The sequence below is a fragment of the Botrimarina mediterranea genome (assembly GCF_007753265.1).
In the GTDB taxonomy this organism is placed as follows: Bacteria; Planctomycetota; Planctomycetia; order Pirellulales; family Lacipirellulaceae; genus Botrimarina; species Botrimarina mediterranea.
On record NZ_CP036349.1, the window covers coordinates 3,883,549 to 3,908,597 of the forward strand.

General features: G+C 64.2%; 23 protein-coding genes. 9 read left to right on the forward strand and 14 right to left on the reverse strand.

Annotation, left to right across the window (positions count from 1 at the left end):
- Positions 1–6 precede the first annotated feature (6 nt).
- The 11 genes from Spa11_RS14885 to Spa11_RS14935 all read right to left on the reverse strand — a co-directional run bounded on the left by Spa11_RS14885 (position 7) and on the right by Spa11_RS14935 (position 11,910).
- Positions 7–981: a DUF58 domain-containing protein gene (locus Spa11_RS14885; RefSeq protein WP_145113616.1), complete on the reverse strand. Its 975-nt coding sequence runs from the start codon at positions 979–981 to the stop codon at positions 7–9.
- 50 nt (positions 982–1,031) lie between these two features.
- Complete coding sequence (locus Spa11_RS14890; RefSeq protein ID WP_145113619.1) at positions 1,032–1,496, reverse strand: hypothetical protein; 465 nt, start codon at positions 1,494–1,496, stop codon at positions 1,032–1,034.
- A 40-nt stretch (positions 1,497–1,536) separates the two neighbouring features.
- The gene (locus Spa11_RS14895; protein WP_145113621.1) at positions 1,537–2,556 is read right to left on the reverse strand and encodes an AAA family ATPase; all 1,020 of its coding nucleotides are present in this window, start codon (positions 2,554–2,556) and stop codon (positions 1,537–1,539) included.
- Between the two features lie 123 nt (positions 2,557–2,679).
- Positions 2,680–5,157: a PQQ-binding-like beta-propeller repeat protein gene (locus tag Spa11_RS14900; RefSeq protein WP_145113623.1), complete on the reverse strand. Its 2,478-nt coding sequence runs from the start codon at positions 5,155–5,157 to the stop codon at positions 2,680–2,682.
- A 172-nt stretch (positions 5,158–5,329) separates the two neighbouring features.
- Positions 5,330–5,788 (reverse strand): DUF420 domain-containing protein, encoded by a 459-nt coding sequence (locus tag Spa11_RS14905; protein WP_145113625.1) that lies wholly within the window; start codon positions 5,786–5,788, stop codon positions 5,330–5,332.
- 81 nt (positions 5,789–5,869) lie between these two features.
- The gene (locus Spa11_RS14910) at positions 5,870–6,634 is read right to left on the reverse strand and encodes an ABC transporter permease (RefSeq protein WP_145113627.1); all 765 of its coding nucleotides are present in this window, start codon (positions 6,632–6,634) and stop codon (positions 5,870–5,872) included.
- A gap of 177 nt (positions 6,635–6,811) precedes the next feature.
- Entirely contained in the window at positions 6,812–7,747 is a 936-nt protein-coding gene (locus tag Spa11_RS14915; protein ID WP_145113629.1) for an ABC transporter ATP-binding protein, read from the reverse strand.
- 118 nt (positions 7,748–7,865) lie between these two features.
- A complete protein-coding gene (gene cyoE, locus Spa11_RS14920) occupies positions 7,866–8,792 on the reverse strand; it encodes a heme o synthase (protein WP_145113630.1) in 927 nt (308 codons plus the stop codon).
- Positions 8,789–9,868 carry a COX15/CtaA family protein gene (locus tag Spa11_RS14925; RefSeq protein WP_145113632.1) on the reverse strand — a complete coding sequence of 360 codons (1,080 nt, stop codon included), beginning with the start codon at positions 9,866–9,868 and terminating at the stop codon, positions 8,789–8,791. The genes cyoE and Spa11_RS14925 overlap by 4 nt, the downstream gene beginning before the upstream one ends.
- Before the next feature lie 9 nt (positions 9,869–9,877).
- Positions 9,878–11,056, reverse strand: a complete 1,179-nt coding sequence (locus Spa11_RS14930; protein WP_145113634.1) for a c-type cytochrome — start codon at positions 11,054–11,056, stop codon at positions 9,878–9,880.
- Positions 11,057–11,157: 101 nt separating this feature from the next.
- Entirely contained in the window at positions 11,158–11,910 is a 753-nt protein-coding gene (locus tag Spa11_RS14935) for a carboxypeptidase regulatory-like domain-containing protein (RefSeq protein ID WP_145113636.1), read from the reverse strand.
- A 297-nt stretch (positions 11,911–12,207) separates the two neighbouring features.
- On the opposite strand from Spa11_RS14935, the gene purD reads away from it, so the two are divergent.
- From purD to Spa11_RS14960, 5 genes are all read left to right on the forward strand, one after another.
- On the forward strand, positions 12,208–13,545 hold the full coding sequence (gene purD, locus Spa11_RS14940) for a phosphoribosylamine--glycine ligase (RefSeq protein WP_145113638.1): 1,338 nt from the start codon (positions 12,208–12,210) through the stop codon (positions 13,543–13,545).
- Between the two features lie 26 nt (positions 13,546–13,571).
- Positions 13,572–14,165, forward strand: coding sequence for a hypothetical protein (locus Spa11_RS14945; RefSeq protein WP_145113640.1), 594 nt, complete (start codon positions 13,572–13,574; stop codon positions 14,163–14,165).
- A 203-nt stretch (positions 14,166–14,368) separates the two neighbouring features.
- A complete protein-coding gene (locus Spa11_RS14950) occupies positions 14,369–15,202 on the forward strand; it encodes an FkbM family methyltransferase (protein ID WP_145113642.1) in 834 nt (277 codons plus the stop codon).
- A gap of 32 nt (positions 15,203–15,234) precedes the next feature.
- Positions 15,235–15,825, forward strand: a complete 591-nt coding sequence (locus Spa11_RS14955; protein WP_145113644.1) for a gamma-glutamylcyclotransferase family protein — start codon at positions 15,235–15,237, stop codon at positions 15,823–15,825.
- A gap of 224 nt (positions 15,826–16,049) precedes the next feature.
- Positions 16,050–17,660, forward strand: a complete 1,611-nt coding sequence (locus Spa11_RS14960; RefSeq protein ID WP_145113646.1) for an N-acyl-D-amino-acid deacylase family protein — start codon at positions 16,050–16,052, stop codon at positions 17,658–17,660.
- A gap of 18 nt (positions 17,661–17,678) precedes the next feature.
- Here the strand turns inward: Spa11_RS14960 and Spa11_RS14965 are convergent, their stop codons facing one another.
- Positions 17,679–18,926, reverse strand: coding sequence for a hypothetical protein (locus Spa11_RS14965; RefSeq protein WP_197529420.1), 1,248 nt, complete (start codon positions 18,924–18,926; stop codon positions 17,679–17,681).
- Positions 18,927–19,139: 213 nt separating this feature from the next.
- Here Spa11_RS14965 and Spa11_RS14970 point away from each other — a divergent pair, with 213 nt between their 5' ends.
- The 4 genes from Spa11_RS14970 (at position 19,140) to trhO (ending at position 23,823) form a co-directional block, all read left to right on the forward strand.
- Positions 19,140–20,084 carry an aldo/keto reductase gene (locus Spa11_RS14970; RefSeq protein WP_197529421.1) on the forward strand — a complete coding sequence of 315 codons (945 nt, stop codon included), beginning with the start codon at positions 19,140–19,142 and terminating at the stop codon, positions 20,082–20,084.
- A gap of 222 nt (positions 20,085–20,306) precedes the next feature.
- Positions 20,307–21,692, forward strand: a complete 1,386-nt coding sequence (gene pgk, locus Spa11_RS14975; RefSeq protein ID WP_145113652.1) for a phosphoglycerate kinase — start codon at positions 20,307–20,309, stop codon at positions 21,690–21,692.
- A gap of 373 nt (positions 21,693–22,065) precedes the next feature.
- Positions 22,066–22,860 carry a hypothetical protein gene (locus tag Spa11_RS14980; RefSeq protein ID WP_145113654.1) on the forward strand — a complete coding sequence of 265 codons (795 nt, stop codon included), beginning with the start codon at positions 22,066–22,068 and terminating at the stop codon, positions 22,858–22,860.
- Positions 22,861–22,983: 123 nt separating this feature from the next.
- Positions 22,984–23,823, forward strand: coding sequence for an oxygen-dependent tRNA uridine(34) hydroxylase TrhO (gene trhO, locus Spa11_RS14985; RefSeq protein ID WP_231932956.1), 840 nt, complete (start codon positions 22,984–22,986; stop codon positions 23,821–23,823).
- 203 nt (positions 23,824–24,026) lie between these two features.
- On the opposite strand, the gene Spa11_RS14990 is transcribed toward trhO, so the two are convergent.
- Both Spa11_RS14990 and Spa11_RS14995 read right to left on the reverse strand, forming a co-directional pair.
- Positions 24,027–24,611 carry a hypothetical protein gene (locus Spa11_RS14990; RefSeq protein WP_145113656.1) on the reverse strand — a complete coding sequence of 195 codons (585 nt, stop codon included), beginning with the start codon at positions 24,609–24,611 and terminating at the stop codon, positions 24,027–24,029.
- A 161-nt stretch (positions 24,612–24,772) separates the two neighbouring features.
- Complete coding sequence (locus tag Spa11_RS14995) at positions 24,773–25,003, reverse strand: RNA-binding S4 domain-containing protein (protein WP_145113658.1); 231 nt, start codon at positions 25,001–25,003, stop codon at positions 24,773–24,775.
- Positions 25,004–25,049: the final 46 nt, after the last annotated feature.

Consider the following 25,049-nt stretch of genomic DNA (forward strand, 5'->3'; position numbering starts at 1 on the left):
AGTGAGCTAGCGGAGGCGGGCTTGGCGTTGGTGGAGGTAGGCGGTGAGGGCGGCGTCGAGGGGGCGGTCGGTTCTTAGCAGCACGTAGTCGGCGCCTTGCGAGCGGCAACCGGCGGCGACCTCGTTGCGGAAGCGGTCGAACTCTTCTTTGTACGCTTTACGGAGCCGTGCCGGGTCCACCAGCAACTCGCCGAGGCTTTCGAGTCCCTTGAACAGCGTCGGCTGTTGGAACGGGAACTCAAGCTCCGCCGGGTCGAGCACATGCATCACGATCACGTCGTGCCGACGGTGGCGGAAGTGCTTGAGGCCCGCCAGCAGCGGCTCGGGGTCGTCGAACAGGTCGCTGAGGATCATCACCACGCCGCGGCGGCTGAAGCGCTCGGCCAGCTCGTGGAAGATGGGCCCAGCGGAAGTCTTTTCGCGACCATCGCTCTTCGCGATGGCGTCGATCACCGGCGTCAGTTGCGAGGGGCTGCCGCTGGGTTTGAGCAGCGTGCGGACACGGTCGTCGAACGTCGCCAGGCCGACGGCGTCTTGCTGCTTGAGGATCAGGTATGCGAGCGCGGCGGCGGCGGTTTGGGCGTATTCGAGTTTGGACATCGGGGCGGTTGCTGGTGATTCCACCGACGACTTACGTCGCCGGCTCGCCTCTTTCTGCCCACTGCCCACTGCCGACTGCCCACTCTGGTACGTCATGCTCTCCGACACGTCGAGCACGAGGTAACCAATCAGGTTGGTCTCTTCCTCGAACCGCTTCAGATAAATGCGGTCGCTCTTGCCGTACGCGCGCCAATCGACGTAACGCAGGTCGTCGCCGGGGACGTACTCGCGGTGCTCGGCGAACTCGTTGCTGAAACCCTGGTAAGGCGAGCGGTGCAAGCCGCTGACAAAGCCCTCGACGATCCGCTCAGCGCGCAGCCGTAGCCCCTTGAGCCGCGCGAGGACGGCGGGGTCGAGCAGGCGTTCGGGGGAAGGGGTCATTCTTTAAGGATTTACCGCGGAGTGCGCGGAGGACGCGGAGGACGAAGTCATTACCTCACCGCAGGCAAATCGATCGAATCTATATCCGTCACGAAAGTACTAAGAAGGTCTTTAGCTGCGAAACGACTGCTTGTGTGGCCAAGATCGGTACGAATTGCCGACATCAATTCCCCTACCAATGCGAGAACGTATTTGGTGTCAGCCGATTCTCCCATGTTCTTAAACTTCACCCACAGATCGAGCACGTCGTCGGACGCGTAAATGGTCATATCACGTGCAACTTCGAAAAATCTCGTTTCAAGGTCGTCGCTTAAGCCACTGTTCTCAATAACCTTCTTACTCTGCTGGAGTATCGAGAACATTAACGTCATGAATCGCTTGTAAGTCTCTCTCTTCTCTTGCTCTAGCGCGCGATCCTTCTCATTCTTTCGCTGGTTCGCAGCGACCAATCCATGCCCAACCCATGTGAGAAGCGCTGTGATCGCGACAACTGCAACTGTCTGCCAGAAGTTCACATTTCCTCCGCGTCCTCCGCGCACTCCGCGGTAAATAAACTTAAGCCGCGGCTTCGGCCGGCGTGCTTTCCAAGAGCCGGTCGATTACGTGGTCCGGCGTTACGCCATCCGCTTCGGCGTTGAAGTTCGTCACGATGCGGTGGCGTAGCACGGGGTGGGCGACCGCGCGAAGGTCGGCCATCTCGACGCAGTGCCGGCCTTGCAGGGCTGCGCGCGCCTTCGCGGCGAGCACCAGGAACTGGCTCGCGCGAGGGCCGGCGCCCCAGCTTAGGTAGCGGTCCACCATGTCGTTCTTAGACGGGCCGCTCTCGCCGCGGCCGACGCGGGTCTGCCGCACGATGCGGATCGCGTACTGCGCCAAATGGTCGGCCACCGGCACACGTCGCACCAGGTCGGCCATCGATTGCAAGTCTTCGGCGCTGAGCTGTGGCGTGACGCTTGTTTTCACGTCGGTCGTCGTCTGCTTGACGATCGCCAGCTCTTCGACTTCGCTGGGGTAATCGACCTTCACCATGAACATGAAGCGGTCGAGCTGCGCCTCGGGGAGCGGGTAGGTGCCCTCTTGCTCGATCGGGTTCTGCGTCGCAAGCACGAAGAACGGGTTGGGCAATTTGTGGCGTTCCCCGCCGACGGTGACTTGGCGTTCCTGCATCGCTTCCAGCAAAGCAGCCTGCGTCTTCGGCGGCGTGCGGTTGATCTCGTCGGCGAGCACGATGTTGGCGAACACCGGCCCCGGCAAGAAGCGGAACTCGCGGTGGCCGGTCGCCTTGTCCTCTTGGATGACCTCGGTGCCGGTGATGTCGGCGGGCATCAGGTCGGGCGTGAACTGCACGCGGCTGAACTGCAATGACAACGCGTCGGCGAGCGTGTGGATGAGCAGCGTCTTCGCCAGCCCCGGCACACCCTCCAGCACGCAGTGCCCGCGCGCGAACAGCGCGACGAGCAACTGCTCGACGACGTCTTGCTGCCCCACGATCACCTTGCCCAGCTCCGCCGTCAGCCGCTTGTGCGCAGCGCCGAGCTGCTGGATCGCTTCAAGGTCCGAATCAGGTAACGCCATGCGACTTGCCTTCTATTTCAGTTATTAGCCACAGATGGACACAGATAAACACGGATGAGACAGCCACGGCCAAATCATCTATCGGTGTTTATCTGTGTTCATCTGTGGTTGCTAAATTCAGTACTACTGTTGAGCTAACTCAGCGGGCTCAGCTCCCCTTAAACGCGACACCGGCTCGGGTGGTTCCGGAGGGGCTACTACTTCGGCTCGGGCCAGTAGGCGCAGCCGCTGGGGGCCGCAGACTAAGAGGCCGTAGTCGGTGGCGGTGATGTTCGCGCCGGCGCCGCCGACAGGCGAGAGGTCGATCGGCGAGCGGGTGAGGCCGCCGGTGATCGGGTCGATTGCGAAGATCGCCTCGCGCGTCGGCCAGAACACCTCATCGCCGACGATCGCCGCTTCGCCGACGCCTCGCAGTCCCGAGCGCGGGCTTTCGGGCCACAGCATCCGCCGCTGGCCGGTGAGCGTGTCGTAGCTCGCCAACTGCCGACCCGCCAACACGACGGCCGAACCCGCCTTGCTCCGCACGACGCCCACCAGCGCGGCGTCACGCGGCCGGTCGGCGTCCCACAGCGGGGCGCCCGTCGCCGTGTCCCACGCCAAGAGGCGGCTCGAATCCGACGGCGCCGCGATGACTTGGTCCCCTGCGACGACACACCTCGTCGATTGCTGCGGCGGTTCTGCAGTGAATCGCGTCATCGGCTGCCCTTCACGCGGGTAGCGGGCGATCCAGCGCACGCGTCCCGTGGCGGCGTCGAGCGCCGCGACGGCGCCGAGATTGGTGGCGAGGTAGAGCGTATCGCCCGCTACGACAGGAGGCGATGCGTTGGCTCCGATGAGACGCTGGGAACTGTCCCCCGATCCCAGCGGAGTCGTCCACAGCCGTCGACCACTCGTAGCCGAATAGCAGACGCCGGCGATCTCGGTGCGGGCGCCAGGACGCGCCACCGCGACATACAGGCGGTCGCCAACGACTGTCGGCGTGCTGACAAACTGAAAACCAAGGGCTTGTGCCGCGGGGCCTTGCGCATCAGCCGGCGCGTCGTCGCTGGGCGGCTCGAACCGCACCGGCGTCTCTACCTCGCCTTCCAGCGGGATGGCGACGATTTCTTCCCTCGAGGGGAACGCGGCTTGTCGCGTCCGGGCGGGCCATTGCGTGTCCGCGATCCGCACATAGAGCGTGTCCCCGGCGATCGTGATCTCGGGGTCAACCTGTGACAAGCCCGCCGCGGCAGGACGGGCGCCTCCCCGCGCCCCCAACACCAACGGCCGCGCGCCGTTCGCTGCTGCGAGCCGACGCATAATCGCCTCGGCGTTGGCGATGTCGCCGGGCGCTGGCTGCGGACCTCGACGGAGTGGGTTGGAGACGCCGGGAACGGATTGACGATGTTTCTCCCCCGTAGCGAGGTCCAATCGCCGTAGCTGACCCGCTTCGACGAAATAGGCGGCCGTTCCGTGGACCATCGCGTTGAGGGTCGGCGTCGGCACGTCCCCTTCACCGCCGGATTCGGGCGCCGCGATCAGTTGGCCGAACGCGTTGAGCTGGATGACATTCCGCCGCCGAACCGCCTCGGGCGCCGGCTCCTCTTGTTCGATTTCAACCGGGTCAGCCCAAGCCCAAACCAACTCGCCCCAACGCGCACTCGTCATCGCTGAGGAACGCCGCGCTTCGATGAGCGCCTCCAGCGCCGGCGCCAACGGTTGAATGCGCCCGGCGATGCGGCCTTCGGCGTCGGTAGCGAGCGCCCGCAGCAAGCGTGTCTCGGCGGCCGCGCGCCGCAAGTCGCCTTCTCGGATCGACGTCAGCGCGAGGCGCGATAACGCTAAGGCAAGGAGCCCGTCGTCCGCCGGCGCGAGCGGCATCCGCTCGGGGCGCTCACCATCGCGCCACGCCTCGGCGAGTTGAGCGGGATCGGCGCTGGGATCAAGCAACACCAGCGAGGTCGCGGCCGGGCGGCCGTAAGGGTCGCTCAGCAACGGATGGAGCCGCGTATGCCAGCGGCGTGAGGCGGCGTAGTCGCCCCGCTCTAGGGCGAGTTCCCCCAGCGCCAACAGGGCGTCCGCGGCGGGTTCACTAGCCTGGAATTCGCGCACCAGCTTCTCAAGCTCCGCCGCGTCGAGCCGCGCGGTCGCCCCGTCCAATCGCTCTCGGGCCGAACGATCGACCCGCGCCCGGTAGGCGGCGAGCCCTTCCGGTGGGAGCGACGAGAGGAGTCGCTGGCAACGCTCGGCGATCGACACAAAGCGTTCGTGCCCATCGGCGTCCTCGAGGGGCGCCTCGCCGCTGGGGACGCTGGTCAGTTCGGCGCCCGCCTCGGTTTGGAGGCGCTCGACGAGCGCAATCGCTTCGTCCCATGCGCCGTCGGCGGCGAGCGCCTCGTATTGCAACAGCGTGCGACGGACCCGGCTGGAGACGCCGTGCGGCTCGAACGGAGTTAGCGCCGCCGACATCAGCAGGGCGTTGGCGGGCTGTTCGGGCGCCTCACGGAGCAGCCGCGGCGGGCCGAAATCGGGCTCTTCCGCGCCCGCCAGTGCGCCGGCCGATACCCAGACCGCCAGCGCAAGCAGTGCCGTGCGGCGGTCAGCGCGGGGGCGGGGCGGCATCCGTGTCGTGGGCAAGAGGGTCGCTCGGTCGCTCGTAGCGGTCCTTCCAGTCTACCGCGGCGCCCCGCCGGGGGGAAACAACCGGCAGGGGGAGGCGTTAGGGGCGAGGGGCTGAGGAAAGGATCGCAAGCCGCTTGCGCGTCCCCTCAGCCCCTAGTCCCTATTCCTCTTCCTACGAACGAATCGGCGGGAACCAGATGTAGAGCATCAGATAGACCAGCACCCCCGTGACGGAGACATAGAGCCAGATCGGGTACGCCCAGCGGACCACCTGCTTGTGCCGCTTGCGGAACTCGAGCGAGGCGCCTTCGCCCGCGGACATCGCCTTCGTCCCCAGCCACGCCGACCAAAGCGCCAAGAACGGCACCGTGATCGCAAGCAGCACGTGGCTGATCAGGATCGCGAAGTAGACATACCGCACCGCGCCCTGCTCCGTAAAGCGAACGCTGCCGACGTGGTAGTGGTACCAGAGGTAGCAGCACAGGAATACTGCCGAGACGCCGAGGGCGGCGAACATCGTGTTGCGGTGCGCGCGTTCCCAGCGCAGCTTGATGAACACGAACGCCAGCACCAACAGCACTGTTGCGACAGAGTTGAGCAAGGCGTTGATGTGGACGATCGGATGGGCCATGCAAAGGCGCTAGTTATTAGGCGCGAGGCGCTAGTTGATTTCGAGCCGCGCCCGTTAGGAAGCGGAGTTACTAACCGATGACTAACTCTTCTTCCAACTCACGACCCACCAACTCGCCGCCAGCATCAGCGCGGCGAAGCCAATAGTCACCATCCAGCAAAGCGGCTCCGGCGGCAGGCCGCTCGTGTCGCCCGCCTCGAGCCGGTACCGCAGCGCCGCGACACCGTAGGTGAGCGGATTCGCCGCGACCACGCCGCCTAGCCAGCCCTCCGCCCCACGGCGGAAGAACGCGCCGGAAAGCAGCCACATCGGCAAGAGGAACACGCTCATGATGGCGTGGAAACCCTGCGTGCTGTCCATCCGCCATGCGATCGCGAAGCCAAGACCGGTCAGCGCCATAGCGATCAACGTCATCGCGACTAGCACCAACAGCACATCGAGCGGACCCGACACGGTCGCCGCGCCCGTCGCCAGTCCGAGGACGAGAAACAGCACCGCTTGAGCCATCGCAATCGCCGCCCCGCCAACGACCTTGCCCAGTGCGATCGAAAGCCGCTGCGTCGGCGCCACGAGGACGCCTTGCAGGAAGCCGGCGTTGCGATCTTCGATCACGGAGATCGTCGCAAAGATCGCCGTGAACAGCAGGATCATCACCAGCGTGCCGGGAAAGAAATGGGCGTAACCCAGTTGGTTTGACTTGAGCCCCTCGCTAAACAGCAGCCAAAACAGCACCGGCTGTACCAGGCCGCCGATGACGCGGTTCCGCTGGCGGAAGAACCGCACGAGCTCCCGCCAAGCGAGCGCGCCGATGACGCCAGTCGGTGATGAGTAGGTTGAGCCTGTCATGCTTGTCTTTTGAAATTGAACCACGGAGGGCACGGAGAACGGCACTAAGATTTATTAGACAGGATTTAAAGGATCAACAGGATGAATGAACTAGGCATTTCGTTTTCATCCAGTCGATCCTGCAAATCCTGTCTAGTTTTCTCTGTGTTGTCCTCCGTGCCCTCCGTGCCTCCGTGGTTAATCCTGTTCCTCAAACCGTGACCCAGTCCGAGCGATGAAGACGTCTTCGAGCGTCGGTTTGCCGATCGAGAGTTCGTCGATCTGGTCGCGGAAGCGGCTATAGAGTTGTGAGGCGAGGTCGGGGCCGGCGCCGCCGGTGGCTTCGACACGGACGGCGCCGTCGAGCGCGGTGGTCTTGAGCTGCAACGCTGATTCGATCGCGGCGGCGAGTTGCCCCGGCTCGGTGGTGCGGAGCGTAATCGTGTCCCCGCCGACCGAGGCTTGGAGCGCCTGCGGCGTGTCGAGCGCGGCGAGTTGGCCTTGGTGAACGATCGCGATACGATCGGCGCGTTCGGCTTCTTCGAGCAGGTGCGTCGTGGCGACGACGGTGACTCCCTGACGACGCGCCTCACCAATCGCCCGCCACAAGTCGGCCCTCGCGCCGGGGTCGAGGCCCGTCGAGGGCTCGTCGAGCAGCAGCACCCGCGGGCGGTGCATCAGGCACATTGCCAGTTCGACGCGCCGTTGCAATCCGCCCGAGAGCGTCTCGACATAGTCGCGGCGTCGGTCGGCAACGTTGAAGCGGCCGAGACCTTCGTTAATCCGCTCGCGCAGCTCGGCGCCCTTGAGCCCGTACAACCGGCCGTGGCACCAGAGGTTCTCCTCAACGCGCAGCTTCTTATCGAGCGCCGGCGACTGGAACACGACGCCGAGCATCGACCGCACGACGGCGGGCTCGCGCGTCACGTCGTGGCCGAAGAGCGAGATCATCCCCGACTGCACCGGCGCGAGCGTCGAGAGCAACTTGAAGAGCGTCGTCTTACCGCTGCCGTTAGGCCCCAATAGCGCGAATACTTCGCCCGCCCCTACGTCGAACGACACGCCCCGCAACGCCTCACGCTCGCCATACGCATGGCGGACATCACGGATCGAGATGGCAGGATTGTCCGTCATTCAGGCGAAGCCAAACTCATTCAAGAAAGAAGACATGAATTAAGGCGGATAGAAAGATTGGTAGAAAGCGATCGGCTTGAATCTCTTCGATCCGCGTACATCCGCGTCCCATTCGCTACTAGCCCACACAGCACCACAGCGCCACGAGCCACACCGGCACATAGAGCAAGCTGACTCGCATCAACCGGCGGGCCAGCGCGTCGTTGCGGTCGGCGAGGAACGCCGCGGAGGACTGGAGCATCGCCACGCCAGCGAGGCCGACGACGATCGTGTACGCGACTGGCGCCGCGGCGGCCCACAGAACCGGCGCCAAGCTGACCGGCAGCAGAATCGCCGAACCGATCACCGCTTGCAGACCCGCCCATCGGCCGCTCGGGTCGAGCTTCGTCGACATCTCATAGCCGGCGATAGTGTAGTCGTCGCGACACAACCAAGCGATCGCCATGAAGTGAGGGAACTGCCAGACGTACATCGTCGCCAGCATCGCGATCGCGATCGGGTGCGTCAGCTCGCCGCCACCGGCGGTCCAACCGATGAGGAGCGGCGTCGCGCCGCTCACCGCGCCGACCGCCGTGTTCAGCCAAGTCCGCGTCTTCAGCGGCGTGTAGAAGGCGACATAAACCAGCCACGTGAACACCGCCACGAACGTCGCCATTGGCGTGGTGAACGACAGCAGCAGCGACGCGCCGAGCGCCAGCGACAACGTGCCAAACCATAGCGCTTCGTCGGGCGTCAGCCGACCCGAAGGCAACGGCCGGCCCATCGTGCGCGGCATCTTGGCGTCGCGTTCGCGCTCGACCCACATGTTCAGCGCGTTGGCGCTTGCCGCCACAAGGCCCGTGCCGACCGCGGTGGCGAGCACCAGCGCAGCCGACCATGGCGAGCCCGGCGCCCCATAGCCGGTGGCCATGTGCAGCGCGATCAACACGGCAACGAGTTCAAGCAGCACGATCTTCGGCTTGGTCAGCCCGAGGTACGCGCTGAGCTTCGCCGTGGGGCTGGAGCAATCAGCAGTGGCCGGCAACGTCGTGACGCCTGGGTTCATGCGGGATGACTAGCGGTAGCGCTGGTCCCTTCGCGGAGGGAGTCGGTGGGGGAATCGGTAAGCGAGAGCGTGCGGGATCGTCGGCGACCTACGACAGCCTGAGCAGTCGCCAGAGCCAACAGCAGCGAGCCCGTGGCGCTGTGGCCGGTGACGACATAGGTCTCGGTCCAGCCGCCGGAAGTTGAAGGAGACATCGTACCCGGCCCGGCGACGGTCTCCCAGGCGTCGGCTGCGACTCCGTTCTGGGCCCAGTCGGGGAGGCGGTACTTGGCGACCCAGGTGGCGACGCCCATCACGACCTGCAGGATCAGGATCACCAGCATCTGCGTCGAGAGCATCCGCCGAGCCACGCCGACCGGCTTGCGCCAGGCGTAGATGACATTCGCGAGCACCGCCAGCGAGACCACCAGCGCGAGCCACAAGTGCATCTGCACGTGCATCGCGAAGGTGTTGAACGAGCTGTCCTCGGGGACGTGCCGCACCGCCGCGCCGGCGATGACTTGGATGTAAATCAGCAGCGGTAGCCACATCCAGCGCCAGCCGCTTGTCGGCTTAGCGGCGTGAGTCCCCACTTCACCGCTACCTTCCGGTCGCGGCTGAGGTCCTCTTGAGGTCAAAGCGACTAGCGCTGCGGTTAGTGCGAAGAACGCCGGTCCCGTCGCGCCGTGCGCGAAGGCTAACAAGCGTTCGTTGAGCACCACGCGCATGCCGCCGAGCACGCCTTGCCAAATCACTAAAGCCAGCGCCAATAGCGCAAGCCCCCGTAGCCACCGCCGCTTGTCACAGCGGAACACGACGACCACCAGAACGATCGTCAGCAATCCGACGCCCGACGCGAACAGCCGGTGGCCGTGCTCGACGAACAGGTCCCACGGGCCGAAGAACCAGGTGCTCCATGGATAGAGCCAGAGATTGTAGCCGAAGGTGCCGGGCCAGTCGGGGACAGCCATGCCGGCGTCGGTCGTCGTGATCAAGCCACCGAGCCAGAGGAGCGGGTACGTCGCGCAGCACAGCACCCAAGCCCAGCGGTGCGGCCAGGGGGAGTAGCAGTCGGCGGTGGCGGCGGCTTGCGTCATTGCGATCGGTCAATCACCGGGAACCGGGTCCTTCTCCATCCACGCTTTGGTGATGTGCACGAGGTTCCATATTTGTTGCTCCGACAACACACCACGCTCGCCGGGCCTCAAACTACCGTAGGCCGGCATGGGCGTGCCGGCGATGCCCTGGTGGAGGCGGCGGTAGAGGTCTCCGGTCGAAGCGCCGCCGTGCGGGATCACGAGCCCGCCGCTTCCTGGCTCAACGAGTTCTCGTGGCGTCGTTGGCCGAACCGGAAGGTCGCGCGCCAGAACTCGCTGCAACTCTTCGTTGGGCTTGAGGACGAGGCGGTCACGGTTCCAGATGTCGTAATCGACTTGGTAGTTCGCCATCCCTTGCGCGCCGCCTTGTCCATTGACTCCGTGACAAGCGGCGCACCCTGCGATGTTGCCGTGAAATGCTTCAACGCCGACGAGCAAGCCCTCGTCGGTCCTAGGCGGTTCGGGTGAAGGCTCGACGACAAGCGTGCCGGCATCCGCCCACCTATTAACGATTGGCGTGAGGTAGTCTGCGACGATCTCGTCACGCAAATCGCCCTCGAACTCGAGCGGCTCACCTGCCGGCAGTTCGTTGGCGACGAAGTCCACCAGCACACGCTCCGTCTGGCCGCGGATCGCCAAGTACACGACGTACTGGCGGAGGATGTCGCGTTCCTCTTGGCTCACGAGGCGGAACGACGGCATCGCCGTCCCTGGGACGCCGTGCTCGAGCACCCGGTCGAGGTCGGCCGCGGTGGGCGCGGCGTCCCGGTAGGTGCTCTTCCACTTGAAGACACCGCGGCGGTAGTCGCGCGGATAAGGGGCCTGATAACGCGCCGTCGGCCCGCGACCGTCGCCCGTGACGCCGTGGCACCGCGCGCAGTGCCGCCGGTAAAGCCCGTGGACGACGCCCACCTCATGGCTCGCAACGGGACCGGCCGCTTGCTCCAGCGCCGCTAAGCCGCAAAGCTCCGCCATCCTCGGCAGGTCGGCGGGGAGTCTTGGTTCGTTCGGCGAACCGAACAGCTCGACGAGGGCCGCGTCGATCGACGCCGACTGCTCCGCCGTCAAACCATTGACGGCCCGCAGCACGGCGTCGGGCTCGAACTCGACGACGCGATCTCGACATCCCCCAGCGCCGAGCACGATGCAGAGCATCGCGGCGAGGCGGCGGTGGCGGGCGAGACGCATACTGTGAAGCCGGCGACAACGGGGGAAACCATTCAGCGTACCCAACTGCGGCCCCGAGCGGCGCCGCCACAGCCGGCGGTTTGCCGCGGCGATTCGTCGCGTCAGCGGAGCGTGTCGGCGGCGACTTTGAGATCTCTGAGGTCGAGGCCGTCATTGGGGATTGTGAGGACGGCTTCGCCGCGGTCGTCGGTGGATTGGTCGCCCACCGCTAAGCCGACCAGCGGCTGGCCCTCGCGCCAGAACCGCAGGCGCCACTCGCCGGGGGGGAGGTCGGGGAGCTCGAAACGGCCCGTCTTGTCCGTCACGGCGGCGTGGGGGTCGTCGCGGACCATGATCCACGCCCGCATGTAGGTGTGGACGTTGCACCGCACGGCGACGGGCCGGCTTTCGGGCTTCTGGAGGTCAATACGCCGCTCGCCGTCGGGTTCGACGACGACGTTTACTGACCGATTGCGGACAAAGTTGATATCGACGTTGTGCATCGTCGGATCGCTGTTGGCGAGCACCAGCGGCTGCCCAACCCGCACCATCAAGGCCCGGGGCGAGAAGGCACAACCGTGGTTGGTGAGCGTCACGGGCTCGTTGGGCCCCGAATTAGCGACATCGCTGGCCGCCGGGGGTTGCGGCTCCCCACGACGCGGCTCAACCGAGACGAACACGTTCGCCAGCCCCCCTTCGGGCCCAACCACCACACGCTCGTCCACCGGTCCCGCTTCCTGACAGCAAACGTCCTTCCCCGGCGGCAGCGGCTCCGCCGCCGGAACGTCCCCCACCACCACGACCCGCCCCGACACGCCCCCCGCGTAGGCGACGGCTGAGACCGAGAGAATCGTCAGGGCGAGGATGAACTTCATTGCGGGGCGCAACTTAAGAAAGGAGAGAGGGGGATAGATGGAGATACGCGGGATCGCAAGCGGACGAGATACTCCAAATAACTGCGAGCCGCTTCCGACGCGTCGAATCAATCGTGGGTAAATTTCTCCTTCATTCTAGACGCTTAGCCATCCGCATGGCGCCGCCCCTCCAGAAGTCCATCCCCCCATCCCCAGCAATCTCCTTATCCACCTCCTAAACCCTGCCACCGCGTACCGCTCACCCCGCCCCTACGCTAGAATGCCCCCGTTCTTTGGCAGTCCGGTTGGAGCGTCGCGATGAAAGTCTTGGTCGTTGGGAATGGCGGGCGTGAACACGCCCTGTGTTGGAAGCTCGCGCAGAGCCCGCGGGCCGATATCGTCTTCTGCGCCCCGGGCAACGCCGGCACGGCTCGGGAAACGGGTCTACCGATCCAGAACGTCGATATCGCCGCTACCGACACGGCCCGGCTCGTGGAGTTCGCCAAGGCGAACGAGATCGGCCTGACGGTCGTCGGCCCCGAGGCGCCGCTGGTGGCGGGTCTCGTGGACGCCCTACAAGACGCCGGGCTCAAAGTGTTCGGCCCCTCGAAGGTCGCCGCCGAGCTCGAGGGCTCCAAGGTCTTCTGCAAAGAGCTGCTCCGGCACGGCGACATCCCCACCGGCGATTTCCACACGTTCCGCACCGCCGAAGAAGCGGTGCTGTTCCTCAACGAGCGTGAGAGCCAAACCCTCGTCGTGAAGGCCGACGGCCTCGCCGCGGGCAAGGGCGTCGTGGTCTGCGACAACCGCGACGAGGCGCTCGACGCCGTCCAGCGCATCGCCGGCGACAAGGAGTTCGGCGCCGCGGGCAATCGGATCCTCATCGAGGAGCGGCTGCACGGCCAAGAGGTGAGCATCCTGGCGATTACGGACGGCAAGTCGATTGTCGCTCTTCCGGCCGCCCAGGACCACAAGGCGGCCTACGACGGCGACAAAGGCCCCAACACGGGCGGCATGGGCGCGTACTCCCCTGCCCCGATCGTTGACGACGCCCTCTTGCGCCGCGTCGAGGAAGAGATCCTCATCCCGACGGTCCACCACATGAAGCGCAAGCGCCGCCCCTTCCGCGGTGTCCTTTACGCGGGCCTGATGCTCACCAAGCAAGGCCCGAAGGTGCTGGAGTACAACGTCCGCTTCGGCGACCCCGAATGCCAACCGGTACTGATGCGGCTCAAGAGCGACCTGCTCGACGTTCTCGAGGCGACCGCCGACGGCCGGCTCGACGAGGCGCCGCCGATGGAGTGGGACCCGCGACCGTCGGTCTGCGTTGTGATGGCAAGCGAGGGTTATCCGGGCAATTACGAGAAGGGCCATGTCATCAGCGGCCTCGAAGAAGCGGCGAAGGTCCCCAACGTGAAAGTGTTCCACGCCGGCACTGCGTCGATCGACGGCGACGTGGTGAACGTCGGCGGCCGCGTGCTAGGCGTCACGGCCCTGGGCGAAACGATCCCTGCCGCAAAGCTCGCCGCCTACACCGCCGTGAAGGCGATCCGCTGGCGCGGCGCCTGGTGCCGCAAGGACATCGCCGACAAGGCGGTGTGGGAGGAGAAGGTGAAGGTGAAGGATGAGCGGACGCGGTTTGGGTTGAAGGAGTGATGTCCCTTACTCTCGGAGGAGGCGCGATGAGCGCTCGACGCGCCGTATCACTGGGGGTTGGAATCTCCGCCATCGGTTTGACCCTTCTTGCGTTCGCTCTTCGCCCAAAGAGTGTCGAATCTCCCAACACGAAACGCGACGCACCTGCTCGAATGAAACTCGGCCAAGTGATCGAAGATATTGACTCGCTAACGCTCATTAAGTTCGACTTTGTCTTCGACGGCGGTAGTTTGATCTTCGGCTTTTCATCTCGCTCGGCGAATGAGCTTGAGGGTGCACCAAAATCCGACGTCTTCGTGTTCCTCCCTAGCCCAAGAAGTCTCTATTTGAATCAAGAGACATCGAATCCAAACCTAACGCAGCCTGTCTACACTTACCCGCCCAAGATGCTTGAGCAGGCAGCCATCGTTAGCGACGACGACCCCGACTACGAGTCGTTTGTCCGACTGATCCGCAACGCGGGAACACGGAATCCCACTGAAGAAACGCCTAGTGAGGAATGGCAGGAGGCTCTTGAGATTGTCAAAGCAGCGGTCGTTGACGGCAAAGAGCCTAGGTGGGGCGGCAACGCTTTCGCTGGATACCGTGATCTCTCCGTTGAATCTCTCGATGTAAAGTGAGTCAGAATTCTCATTCAGTGGATTGGGCGATTTCAAGAACCCTTAATAACAAGATGGAGGTGAGCAACCACGCGACAACTCACGTAAATTGACATCACGTCAACTCACCAGTGCCGCCGACTAGCAAAAGGTACGCCGCTGCGGGTGCGACTTCCTGTCGCCACGCCCGGCCTTGCTAGCACCCCTCCACCGTGAGGCAGACGATGGCCGGGTTTCGCCGCTTCAAGCGCCGCTATCTCCCCTTCCTCATGGAAGGCTACGAGGTGCGACGGCTCCGTGACCGACTTTTGCGGAAGATCGGCCTCACCCGGGCCTACGAGCCCGAGGCGCTGACGATCGATCCGACGCTGCGTTTCGACGGCCTGCTCTCGTTGGTTGCGGCGGCCCACGTGCTGGAGCACGGTGAGATCACCTTCTTGCAGGTCGGCGCCTTCGATGGTGAGGAGGGGGACGCCATCGTCCACCTCATTGAGAACTACCCGGCCCGCGGCGTTTTAGTCGAGCCGCAGCCACGCGTCTTCGCGCGACTCTGCAAGCGGCACGAACGCCGCAACGACTTGACGCTCGTCAACGCGGCGATCGACAGCGAGGGCGGATCGCGGCCGTTCTACCTGGCGAAGAACGCCGATGTGCAGTTCGCTTCGTTCGACCGTGGTCACTTGCTGCGGCACGGCTTGAATCACAACGAGATCGAGGCGGTCGAGGTCGAGTGCCTGACGATCAACGACGTGCTCGATCGGGCCGGCATGGAATCGGTGGACCTCGTCCAGGTCGACGCCGAAGGGCACGACTACGCGATCCTCCGCTCGATCGACCTGGAGCGCGTCGCGCCGCGGGTCATCCGCTTCGAGCACCGCCACTTCGACCGCGGCGACCTCACGGAATGGGTCGATACGCTCGCCGAACACAACTATCGTTTCCTGACAGAGAAGCTTGACGTGCTTGCGATCCGGTCGGAAGTTGAGGAACCCGCCATCTTAAAGATGGAGAGACCGGCTGCGCTCGGTGAACCGGCGCAAAGCCGCCGAGCGGCGTGAGGTTGACGATTCGCTGAACCAGTGAGGCCCGCTTGCTATCATTCGATTACCCTTGGGCCGGCCTCGAAGATCATCTCGCCGCGCATCACAACGGCCGGCTGCCGCTGTTCGCGTATGGCTCGTTGCTCAACGCCGCGTCGGCGGTGCGGACGATGCCGGGTTGGCGTGGTGAAGAGTGCCGCCCCGCGAATGCGGTGGGCTTAGTTCGGGTCTTCAACTATCCGCTGACGCCCGACGCAATCGAGCGTTACGGCCCCGGCCCGACGCCACAGCACGTCGCCGCGCTCGGTGTGAGAGCAACGGGCCTGCCGACCGACCGCGTCAACGGACTCGTCTACTCGCTCGCAGCGGAAGACCTCAAAGGCTTTCGCCAACGTGAGACGGGTTATCGGTTGGCCGAGGTCTCGATAACGCCGTGGGGCGAAGGAGCCTCCGACAACTCTTCTTCGAAAGCGTTCGCGCTGGAGTATCTCGGGCCCGATGATCCGCAGTTGCTGCCGCACCCAGAGTATCTCGTCGTCTGCCGTAAAGGCGCCGCGAGCTTTGGTGAAAGCTTTCGCGACGATTTCGATAGAACGACGTTTCTCGCCGATGGCCGTCGTTTGATCGATTACCTCTCGTAATCTTTGTCAGCACGAGTTGTGGGAGGGGTCTCCAGACCCCGATTACGGTGTGTTGGCCGAACACGGCTTGGTGCGCGTAATCCGGGTCCGCAGACCCCTTCCACAGCAAAGCTTCCGCTCAGCAGCAATCGCGCATTTGCGCTGCCGTCTCGCCCGCTGCTCGACTTCATGGGCGCCGCATGCTTATCCTCGGCGAGGTTTCCTAACCCCAGCCGAGAAGTTCCATGCCGCGACTTCGTTCTGTCTTCATAGCACTTGCCGCACTCGGTGTGCTCACTCCGGGTTCACTCGCCATCGAAGCCGACTACGTCCTAACCGGTGGCATGATCGTCGACGGCTCGGGCGAGAAGGGTTACGTCGGTGACTTAGCGATCCTCGGCGACAAGATCGTCGCGGTCGGTGAGTTCACGGTCGAAGGCGACACCGAGCAAATCGACTGCACGGGCCTCGTCGTCACGCCGGGGTTCATTGACCTGCACAACCACAGCGACTCCTCCACCACGGTCGAAGATAAGGAGACTGGCAAGGACATCTCGACGCGCGCGATTCTAGCCGACGACACGCGGCCCTCGGCTTGTTATCTGACGCAGGGCTGCACGACAATTGTCACCGGAAACTGCGGCGGTGGGGCGCTCGATGTCGCCGAGTACTACGACGCCCTCGAGAAGACACCGTCGGGCGTCAACGTCGCGCACCTCGTGCCCCAAGGCGCGGTGCGGGAGAAGATCATCGGTTCGACGCGTCGCGCGCCGTCGGAGGACGAACTCATGCGGATGCAGCAGCTCGTCGATGACGGCATGGCGGCGGGCGCGTGGGGCATGACCACCGGCCTACAGTACGTCCCGTCGGCCTACGCCGACACCGACGAGATCGCCGCGCTCGCCAAGGTCGTCGCTAACTACAACGGCATCTACGCCAGCCACATCCGTGACGAGGGAGACACGCTCCTCGAATCGATCGACGAGGCGATCGAGATCGGCCGTCTGAGCGGCGCAGCGGTACACATCTCGCATCTTAAGGCGAGCAAACGCCGCAACTGGGGCAAGGTCCGCGCCGCCGCCGAGTTGATCGAGGCGACCCGCGCCAAGGGCCTTCGCGTCACTGCCGACCAGTACCCCTACGAAGCGAGCAGCACGTCGATCTCGGCGATGCTGCTCCCCGACGAAGAGCGTGAAGGCGGGAACAGGGCCGTCATCAAACGGCTCGAGGACCCCGCCGAAGTCGAGCGTTTGCGGCCGATCGTCGCCGAGTCGCTCGCCCAGCGCGACCGCATCCTCGTCGCCAGTTGCCGCAAGCGCCCCGAATGGAACGGCCGACTCGTGCAGGAGATCGCGCGGTCCGAGGGCCGGGAACCGATCGAAATCGCGTTCGAGCTCCTTACGATGGGCGACGTGCCGGGCGTCAACTTCGGCATGGACCCGCGCGACGTGGAGTGGCTAATGCCCCGGCCGTGGCTAGCGACCGCCTCGGACGGCGGCGTCAAAGTCGAGGACGGCACGAAGCCCCACCCACGCAGCTTCGGCACGTTCTCACGCAAGATCGGCCACTACGCGATCGGCGAAGGGACGATGCCACTCGAACAAGCCGTCCGCAGCTCCAGCGGCCTCCCCGCCGATATCCTCAGCATGACGGATCGCGGCTACCTGCGACCGGGCCTGTACGCCGACATCGTCGTGCTCGACCCCGCGACCTACCGCGACACGGCGACGTACGAGGCGCCGTTCGGCATGTCCACCGGCGTGAAGTGGTTGCTGGTGAATGGCTCGCTGGCGATCCGCGACGGCGAGCTTGCCGACCTCACCGCGGGGCGGCCGTTGCGGAAGCCAGCGCCATGACGTCGTCATGCGTCGGCTCTAATTGATCCAGAAGGCGAAACCGATGAAGTTGCCACGGAAGACACGCTGGAGCATCATCCAGGTTTCTTCTTCGGTCTTTGGGCCTTCTTCAAGATAGGGCGCGGCCGCCGAACCTTGGACCCAGAGCACCAGGTCGAGTTGAGTCGGCTCATAGAACACGCGGCGTAGATTGACGCCCTGGTCGCTTTCACGCCAAAACGGAGCGAGCTTCTCGCCCTCAAGCAACGACTCGGCCTCGTCCAGAAACGTTTGCCAGGCGTCGATCTGTTCTTGCGAGAGAGCGCCACGCGGCAATACGCTTTGTTGCTCTGGGCCAGGAATCCACTCGTGGTCGTTGTCGGTCTCGGCGAGGATCGACCGCCAGCTGTCGCGGCTGGTCTCTACCATCAGCAGCAGGTGACCGTGAGCTCTCTTGAGCCGTTCCGGTTCTGCCAGGGGCCAGTCCACCAAGTGGATCATCGCAATCGCATCGGCAAACTGGTACTGCCAGCGTTTGCTTCGCTGCTGCCTTTCATCGGCTCCTGGGGTGTCGTGCGTAAGGAAGTCGTGCTTCAACTCTGACTTCGGGAAGACCAGTTGCGCCGTATGGTCGAACATCCGCTGCTGATCGTAGGCAAGCAGCGACTCGCCGAGGGCGCATAGCACGTGACAATATCCCCGCAGCCAATACACGTCCGCCGTATCGAGACCGACGACGAAGGCGTCCTCCTCCGCCTTCTCGTCACGCATTCTTGTCATCGACCGGTAGGCCGCGCCGAGCGACTCGCTAGCTTCTGCCTTGCCGTCGGCGTTGAAGTCCATCCGCAGCGCGGCGATATCCACTAGCCACTTAACGTCACGGTCGCCAACCTTCACGAGGATTGCTTCGACCTCGGCGAGGTCCGCGACGAATTGCTCAAGGACTTCGCGGACATCCTCGTAACCGACTTTTTGAGGTTCGTCGTTGGGTGGGACCGGCAAGCGGAAGAAAGGCATCGCCCGCATCAATGAGTCGCCCGTCCCGAATCGGTAGCTCGCTTGCCCAAGACGTTCAACGGCGCCGAGAAACTTCACGGCCCCGAGTTGGGTTAGCGCCAGGGCGTCGTTCGGAGTGGCGTCAAGCGATTCTTGTAGTGACTTCTCGGCCGCCGCCAACTCTCCGTTGGCGAGCATCTCGTCGACCGAAGCGGCATGGGCGTGTGTAGAGACAAGCAGTCCAGCGACGACAAGAATCGCCTTGCTGAAATGAGGACGGTTGAAGTTCATTCGCTCGACGCCTGTCGTATGGTGATGAAACGGAGGGGTCCGCGGGTGGCTTCTCAGCAACGACCCTCCATCAGGATAGCCTCAGAAGTCGGCGTCGTGTTGATCCGGCGGAGCTATCGAAACGTGGCGCCGGCGAGCTTTCCCTGTCGGCATCGCTGGAATAGGCTAGGGTTCGGGTCATACCACGCCCTTTTCGCCTTTTGGAGCGACGCCATGAGCGACCCCACCATTGAACTGGACCGCCGCCGATTCTTGGGTACCGCTGCTGGCATCGGCGCGGGACTCGGTGTCGGCGCCCTCGCCCACGGCAAGACGGCCGAGAACGCTGCGCAGCCAGAGTTCGGCGCCGTCCCGCCGCCGCCGATGGTCACGCTCGGCAACACCGGCATCCGCACCACGCGGCTCGCCCAGGGGACCGGCGTCGCCGGCGGCAATCGGCAATCAAACCAGACGCGGCTGGGCTTCGAGAAATTTGTCGGGCTCATTCAACACGCCTACAACCGCGGCGTCCGCTTCTTCGACCTCGCCGACCTCTACGGCACGCACCTCTACTTCCGCGAGGCCCTGCGAACGATCCCGCGCGACGAGGTGACGATCCTCAGCAAGCTGTGGTGGCGCTACGACGGCCCCGAGGCCAACACGTCCGCCGCGTTCCGTGAGCAGGTCACCAAGAGTGCGCTGGAACGTTTCTGCCACGAGCTCTCGACCGACCGCGTCGACATCGTACTCCTGCACTGTTTGATGGATGCGAAGTGGCCCGAGCAGATGAAGCCGTACCGCGCGGCGCTCGAAGACGCCAAGTCTCGTGGACAAGTGAAGGCTATGGGCGTCTCGTGCCATGACTTTGGCGCGCTAAAGACGGCGGCCCAGACCGACTGGGTCGAGGTGATCCTCGCCCGTACGAACCCCGAAGGGGTAAAGATGGACGCGTCGCCCGCCGAGGTCGAAGCGGTCCTCGCCGACGCCCACGCCGCCGGCAAGACGATCATTGGCATGAAGATCATCGGCGAAGGCCAGCTCGCCGACGACCGCGACCGCTGCATCGCCTACGCCCAGCAGCACGAGTGGCTCGACGCGATGACGATCGGCTTCGAGAAGCCCGAGCAGATCGACGACATCCTCCGGCTCTTGGCGAAGCACCCCGCGGTGAACGCGTAGGATACGGGTCGCTACCTCATTTGATCTGAGCCGTGGGCGTTAGCCCTCGGTGGGAAGCTGGTACCAGCAATCCACCGAGGGCTACCGCCCACGGCTCAGGTCGCTTCTGCTGGCGGAGTTCTCCGCCGCCGCCCCGCCCCCTCAACCGCCGGGGCGCTCTGTGCTACGTTGCTGCGCAGACCCCAAATCAACCTGCCCACCCCCTGTCGAAGGAACGCCCCCATGAGCGTCACCCCCGATCAAATGAAGGCCTTCTGCGAGACCGTCGTCCGAGGTCGCGAGGCGAATCCGGACCTCTCGCTAAACGATTACCTGACGGACGTGCCGCGGCTCGACTCGCTCGCCGACCTGCCCTTGGGCACGGTCGTCCTGGTGCGTGGCGACACCGACGCTAAGCCCGGCGCCAAGGTCGGCGAGGGGGACATCCGCCTCCGCTCGATGGCCGACACCCTCAAGTACGGCCAAGAGAAGGGCTGGGTCCAGGTCGTCTTCGGGCACATCGGCCGTGAGCCCGAGAAGTCGCTCGACAAGGTCGCCAAGCGTCTCGGCGAGTTGCTCGGTACGAACATTCCGATGATCGAGGACTGGCTCGACCCAGCGACGACGACCGTCACGCCCGCCGTCACCGAGGCGATCGCCGCCGCTAAGCCCGGCGACGTGATCGTGTTGCAGAACACCCGCAAGTACGACATCGAGCGCGTCCTTTGGAAGGCGAAGCCCGAGCAGCTCGCCGACCTCGCGCCGCAATTGGCGAAGCTCGCCAACGAGCTGGCCGAGAAGGTCGGTACGGTCTACGTCCACGAGGCCTTCAGCGCCGGCTCGCTCGACGCGTCGAGCGTCGCCGTGCCCGCCGCCATGAAGCGCGTCGCGCTGGGCAAGTACGCGGCCGGCGAGTTCGACGGCCCGATGCAGCAGTGCCTCAAGGCGGCGCTTGCCGTGTTCAGCGGCATCAAGATCGACAAGCTCGACGACATGGAAGCCATGATCTCGCGCGGCACGATCAAGCAGATCTTCGCATCGGGCTCACTCGCCATGGCGATCCGCAAGGCGATCGGCGAGCTCGACGACAAGCCCGTCTGCCTCGGCGCCGCCGAAGACCCGGCCAACTCGAAGGCCCCCTGGTACATCCCGCCGGCGCGCGTCGAGCAGGCCAAGGCGATTGTCGCCGACGGCCGTGAGAAGGGCATCACGTTCACGGTGCCGTGCGACTCGGTCATCGAGGACGGCTCAGCGAAGGACGAACTCTCGCCCAGCGACCAGCAGTTCGACATCGGCCCCAAGTCGATCCAGCACTTCCACGACGCGGTGACCAAGTTCATCGAGACCGCCCCGAAGGGCTCGGTGGCGTTCCACAACGGCGTCTTCGGCATGTTCGAGGACCCACGGTTCGAGAACGGCACCAAGTCGTGGGTCCCCGAGCTCAAGCGGATGCAAGACGCCGGGATCAACGTCTACGTCGGCGGCGGCGAGGGCGGCAAAGCCCTTGAGCTCTACGGCGAAGAGAGCTGGGTCACGCACAACTTCACGGCCGGCGGCACGGTGCTCAACGCCCTGGGCAGCGAGCCGGTGCCGTACCTCGTGGCGCTCCGCGAAGCGGCGAAGGACTGAAGCTGTTCGTTCGCTAATGACTAACGACCAAGGCCGTCGTCGCAAGTGCGACGACGGCCTTTCTTTCATGCGAGCGCAGCGAGCAGTAATTCCCCTCCTTTTCAGGGAGGGGCTAGGGGAGGGTCTAACCGTTCCCAAAGAGAACGGTGTGCATTGGCTATACAGCACAATTGTGGGAGGGGTCTCCAGACCCCGATTTCGCGCAGCATGTCGTGTTCAGCCAGCAAACCGTAAGCGGCGTCTGGAGACACCTCCCACAGAACGAACTGCTCGGCAATTCACTTATCGGCAACCCTTGCGATACTGGACACGGCTGACCCTCCCCTAACCCCTCCCTAAAAAGGGAGGGGGAAAGCGCGCAAGCGGCGACGACATGCAACCTGAGAACGGCGAACTAAAGAACAGCGCCGCCGACCCCCTCGTCGTCTCCTACCTCTCCATCCGCCGCGCGGTCGGCGTCACGGGCCTCGCGCTCCCCCTGCTCCTCTGGCCCGGCGCATGGCTCGTCTTTGGCGTCCCGGTGCAGGACAACATGAGCGCCTACTACCACACGCCCGCGCGGGACGTGTTCGTCGGCGCCCTGTTTACGATGGGCGTCTTCCTCTACTGCTACCGCGGCCACGACTGGATCGAGAACGCCTCGGCGAACCTCGGCAGTATCTCCGCATTGGGCCTTGCCCTCTTCCCGCTCGACGCCGGCAAGAACCCGCTCGAGCAGCAATCGTGGGTGGGGTACATGCACATGGCGTTCGGCGCCGCGCTGTTCCTGACGTTGGCGTTCTACTCGCTGGTGCACTTCCCAAACTATCATTGGCCCAATTGGCGCTGGCTCACTTGGCTCGTGCCCAATTGGCTGAGGGAGCGATCGCAACAAGAGCCCGCCGAAGAACTCGACTCACACGAACTCGAACGCAACCTCATCTACTGGGCGAGCGGCCTGGTGATCCTCACCAGCATGGCGGCGATGGGCGCCTACCTCGTCATGCCCGCTTGGCTAAAGGCGTACTTCAACGACTACCGCTTCCTGTTCTGGATGGAATGGGTCGCATTATGGGCGTTCGCCGCGGCGTGGCTCACGAAGGGCCGGGCGATCGTCGCCGACCTGGCGGTCGCGGCGCTAGCGCTGCCGACAGAGTTCTTGAAACGCCACGCAGGCCATAAATGGTGAGGCGACGCTGGTTTACTTCTTGGATGACTTAGCCACCGAGGGCACAATAGGCACGAAGAAGGACTCAGGGAGCCGAGCCGTCGGGGCAGCACGCCAACAACTACTTGGGTACAATTCGAACCCATGAGCGAACTGTCTTCTACTAACGCCGAAATGTCGCCGCCGATCGTCAACATCGCGGCGTACAAGTTCGCGCCGCTCGATGAGCTCACGCAGCGTCGTGAAGCGTTGCGTGCACTCACCCGTCGGCTGGAGCTCAAGGGGACCATCTTGCTTAGCCCCGAGGGGATCAACTTCTTTCTTGCCGGCGCACGGGCCGCGGTTGATGAGTTCGTCGCCGTGCTGCAAGCCGATCCGCAAGTCGGCGCGCTCGATATCAAAGAGAGCTACACCGAACGGCAGCCCTTCGGGCGGATGCTGGTGAAGCTCAAGCGTGAGATCATCGCCTTCGGCGTCGAGGGGATCGACCCGTCGCAGCGGACCTCGCCCAAGCTGCCGGCAAAGCAGCTCAAGCAGTGGCTCGACGAGGGACGCCCCGTCACGCTGCTCGACGTGCGCAACGACTACGAGGTCGCGTTAGGAACCTTTGCCGGCGCCGAGCCGATTGGCGTCGCTCACTTCCGCGACTTCCCCAAGGCGGTGGACGCCCTGCCCGACGACCGCAAGGAAGAGACGGTCGTCATGTTCTGCACCGGCGGCATCCGCTGCGAGAAGGCGGGCCCCTACATGGAACGGGCCGGCTTCAAGAACGTCTTCCAGCTCGAAGGAGGCATCCTCAAGTACTTCGAGGAGTGCGGCGCCGCCCACTACACGGGCGAGTGCTTTGTGTTCGACGACCGCGTCGCCGTCGATGGGGACCTCCAAGCCACCGACGCCGCCGACCGCTTAGCCGGCGAGCAACTCGGATCGCGCCCCGTGTACGAACGGGCCGAGGCCGAAGCCTGGCGCGCGCGGCAGGCGTGAGCCGTCGGCGCTAGCCGCGGGTAGCGTCCCGATTCTCTCGCCATCATGAGACGCCAGCCCCCTTTCACCAACGGAAAGATCGTCTGAACGGCGGCGCTGGTAGGCACCTCGGTTTTGAACCACAAAGGGCACAAAGGACACGAAGAAGTCCGGCATTGGACACGGCGCCGTAGGGTGTCGATGCAATCGCACCTTCCAAGCTGTCAGTTAGACAGGTGCGCGCGAATATGCCCAATCACGATGGCCTGCTTCGATTCGGGTGAAACGAAGACCGCACCGTCAACATAAAAATTACCCATGGGATCGTGCCACTCGTTACGAGAAGATTGCACCTTTCCGATGACAACCCCCTGCGATCCTCGGCGACTAAGCCCAATTTTCTCCAGTCCGCCGAAATAATGGTTCAGCAAGACAGTCGCCGCCATCGTTTCCGAGCTTCCTTGCTTTTCCGCTGGCAAGGCGGAGGGAGTCAGCTCGAGAAGAAGCTGAAATTGGCTGCTCTCTTGCCAATCGCGTTGATTGAGGACGCTGCGAATGTGCGCTTCGTCTGAAAGTGGATTTACAAATCCGGCCAGCTTGTCATTCGTAGGCGGGAGAATGACGGCCACGCCCTGAGGCTGCGTGTTCACACTCGCATGTAGCGTTGCGTTGATGGCGTTACGGAATCTAACTCCGTCATCGACGCGCGAAGAAGCGGCTGCTTCGCGGTAAACGATCATCGCTACCGCTACTGCGATGACGAGACCAGCCGAGACCGCAGCAGGTTTAGACAGCCTAAGCGCGCTCATCGGAATGCCTCCAAGCTTAACGGACTAACGTTCGATTGCCGTCACCACAGCTAGCCATTGGCACTTTATCACGATGCTCGGCATTGTGGCGACGATCGTGGGGCGGACCTTCACCTTCCAAGATCGGCGGGCACGCGTCAAGCGGGCAGCCAGAGCCTGCCCTACGACACGTGCTCGCTCTCGTCATCATCAAACACCACCACCATCTCCTCCCCTTCGAAGAGAACCACGTCGCCCTGCCGGAGTTGGCGGCGGCGGCGGGTTTCGACTTCGCCGTTCACCTGGACCTCGCCCCCCTGGATGACTTGCTTCGCTTGGCCGCCGGTGCCGACGAGGTTTTGGACTTTGAGGAATTGGTCGAGGTGGATCGTCGTTTGATTGGCGTGCGACATCGGGAGGCGAGCGTGATTGGAATGGTGAGTTGATTCGCGGGCCATT

Excerpts from the sequence above, each read along its gene's own strand:
- Spa11_RS14885 (WP_145113616.1), bottom strand. The coding sequence starts at position 981 with ATGACCCCTTCCCCCGAACGCCTGCTCGACCCCGCCGTCCTCGCGCGG.
- Spa11_RS14895 (WP_145113621.1), bottom strand. The coding sequence starts at position 2,556 with ATGGCGTTACCTGATTCGGACCTTGAAGCGATCCAGCAGCTCGGCGCT.
- Spa11_RS14900 (WP_145113623.1), bottom strand. The coding sequence starts at position 5,157 with ATGCCGCCCCGCCCCCGCGCTGACCGCCGCACGGCACTGCTTGCGCTG.
- Spa11_RS14905 (WP_145113625.1), bottom strand. The coding sequence starts at position 5,788 with ATGGCCCATCCGATCGTCCACATCAACGCCTTGCTCAACTCTGTCGCA.
- Spa11_RS14910 (WP_145113627.1), bottom strand. The coding sequence starts at position 6,634 with ATGACAGGCTCAACCTACTCATCACCGACTGGCGTCATCGGCGCGCTC.
- Spa11_RS14915 (WP_145113629.1), bottom strand. The coding sequence starts at position 7,747 with ATGACGGACAATCCTGCCATCTCGATCCGTGATGTCCGCCATGCGTAT.
- cyoE (WP_145113630.1), bottom strand. The coding sequence starts at position 8,792 with ATGAACCCAGGCGTCACGACGTTGCCGGCCACTGCTGATTGCTCCAGC.
- Spa11_RS14925 (WP_145113632.1), bottom strand. The coding sequence starts at position 9,868 with ATGACGCAAGCCGCCGCCACCGCCGACTGCTACTCCCCCTGGCCGCAC.
- Spa11_RS14930 (WP_145113634.1), bottom strand. The coding sequence starts at position 11,056 with ATGCGTCTCGCCCGCCACCGCCGCCTCGCCGCGATGCTCTGCATCGTG.
- Spa11_RS14935 (WP_145113636.1), bottom strand. The coding sequence starts at position 11,910 with ATGAAGTTCATCCTCGCCCTGACGATTCTCTCGGTCTCAGCCGTCGCC.
- purD (WP_145113638.1), top strand. The coding sequence starts at position 12,208 with ATGAAAGTCTTGGTCGTTGGGAATGGCGGGCGTGAACACGCCCTGTGT.
- Spa11_RS14945 (WP_145113640.1), top strand. The coding sequence starts at position 13,572 with ATGAGCGCTCGACGCGCCGTATCACTGGGGGTTGGAATCTCCGCCATC.
- Spa11_RS14950 (WP_145113642.1), top strand. The coding sequence starts at position 14,369 with ATGGCCGGGTTTCGCCGCTTCAAGCGCCGCTATCTCCCCTTCCTCATG.
- Spa11_RS14960 (WP_145113646.1), top strand. The coding sequence starts at position 16,050 with ATGCCGCGACTTCGTTCTGTCTTCATAGCACTTGCCGCACTCGGTGTG.
- Spa11_RS14965 (WP_197529420.1), bottom strand. The coding sequence starts at position 18,926 with ATGAACTTCAACCGTCCTCATTTCAGCAAGGCGATTCTTGTCGTCGCT.
- Spa11_RS14970 (WP_197529421.1), top strand. The coding sequence starts at position 19,140 with ATGAGCGACCCCACCATTGAACTGGACCGCCGCCGATTCTTGGGTACC.
- pgk (WP_145113652.1), top strand. The coding sequence starts at position 20,307 with ATGAGCGTCACCCCCGATCAAATGAAGGCCTTCTGCGAGACCGTCGTC.
- Spa11_RS14980 (WP_145113654.1), top strand. The coding sequence starts at position 22,066 with ATGCAACCTGAGAACGGCGAACTAAAGAACAGCGCCGCCGACCCCCTC.
- trhO (WP_231932956.1), top strand. The coding sequence starts at position 22,984 with ATGAGCGAACTGTCTTCTACTAACGCCGAAATGTCGCCGCCGATCGTC.
- Spa11_RS14990 (WP_145113656.1), bottom strand. The coding sequence starts at position 24,611 with ATGAGCGCGCTTAGGCTGTCTAAACCTGCTGCGGTCTCGGCTGGTCTC.
- Spa11_RS14995 (WP_145113658.1), bottom strand. The coding sequence starts at position 25,003 with ATGTCGCACGCCAATCAAACGACGATCCACCTCGACCAATTCCTCAAA.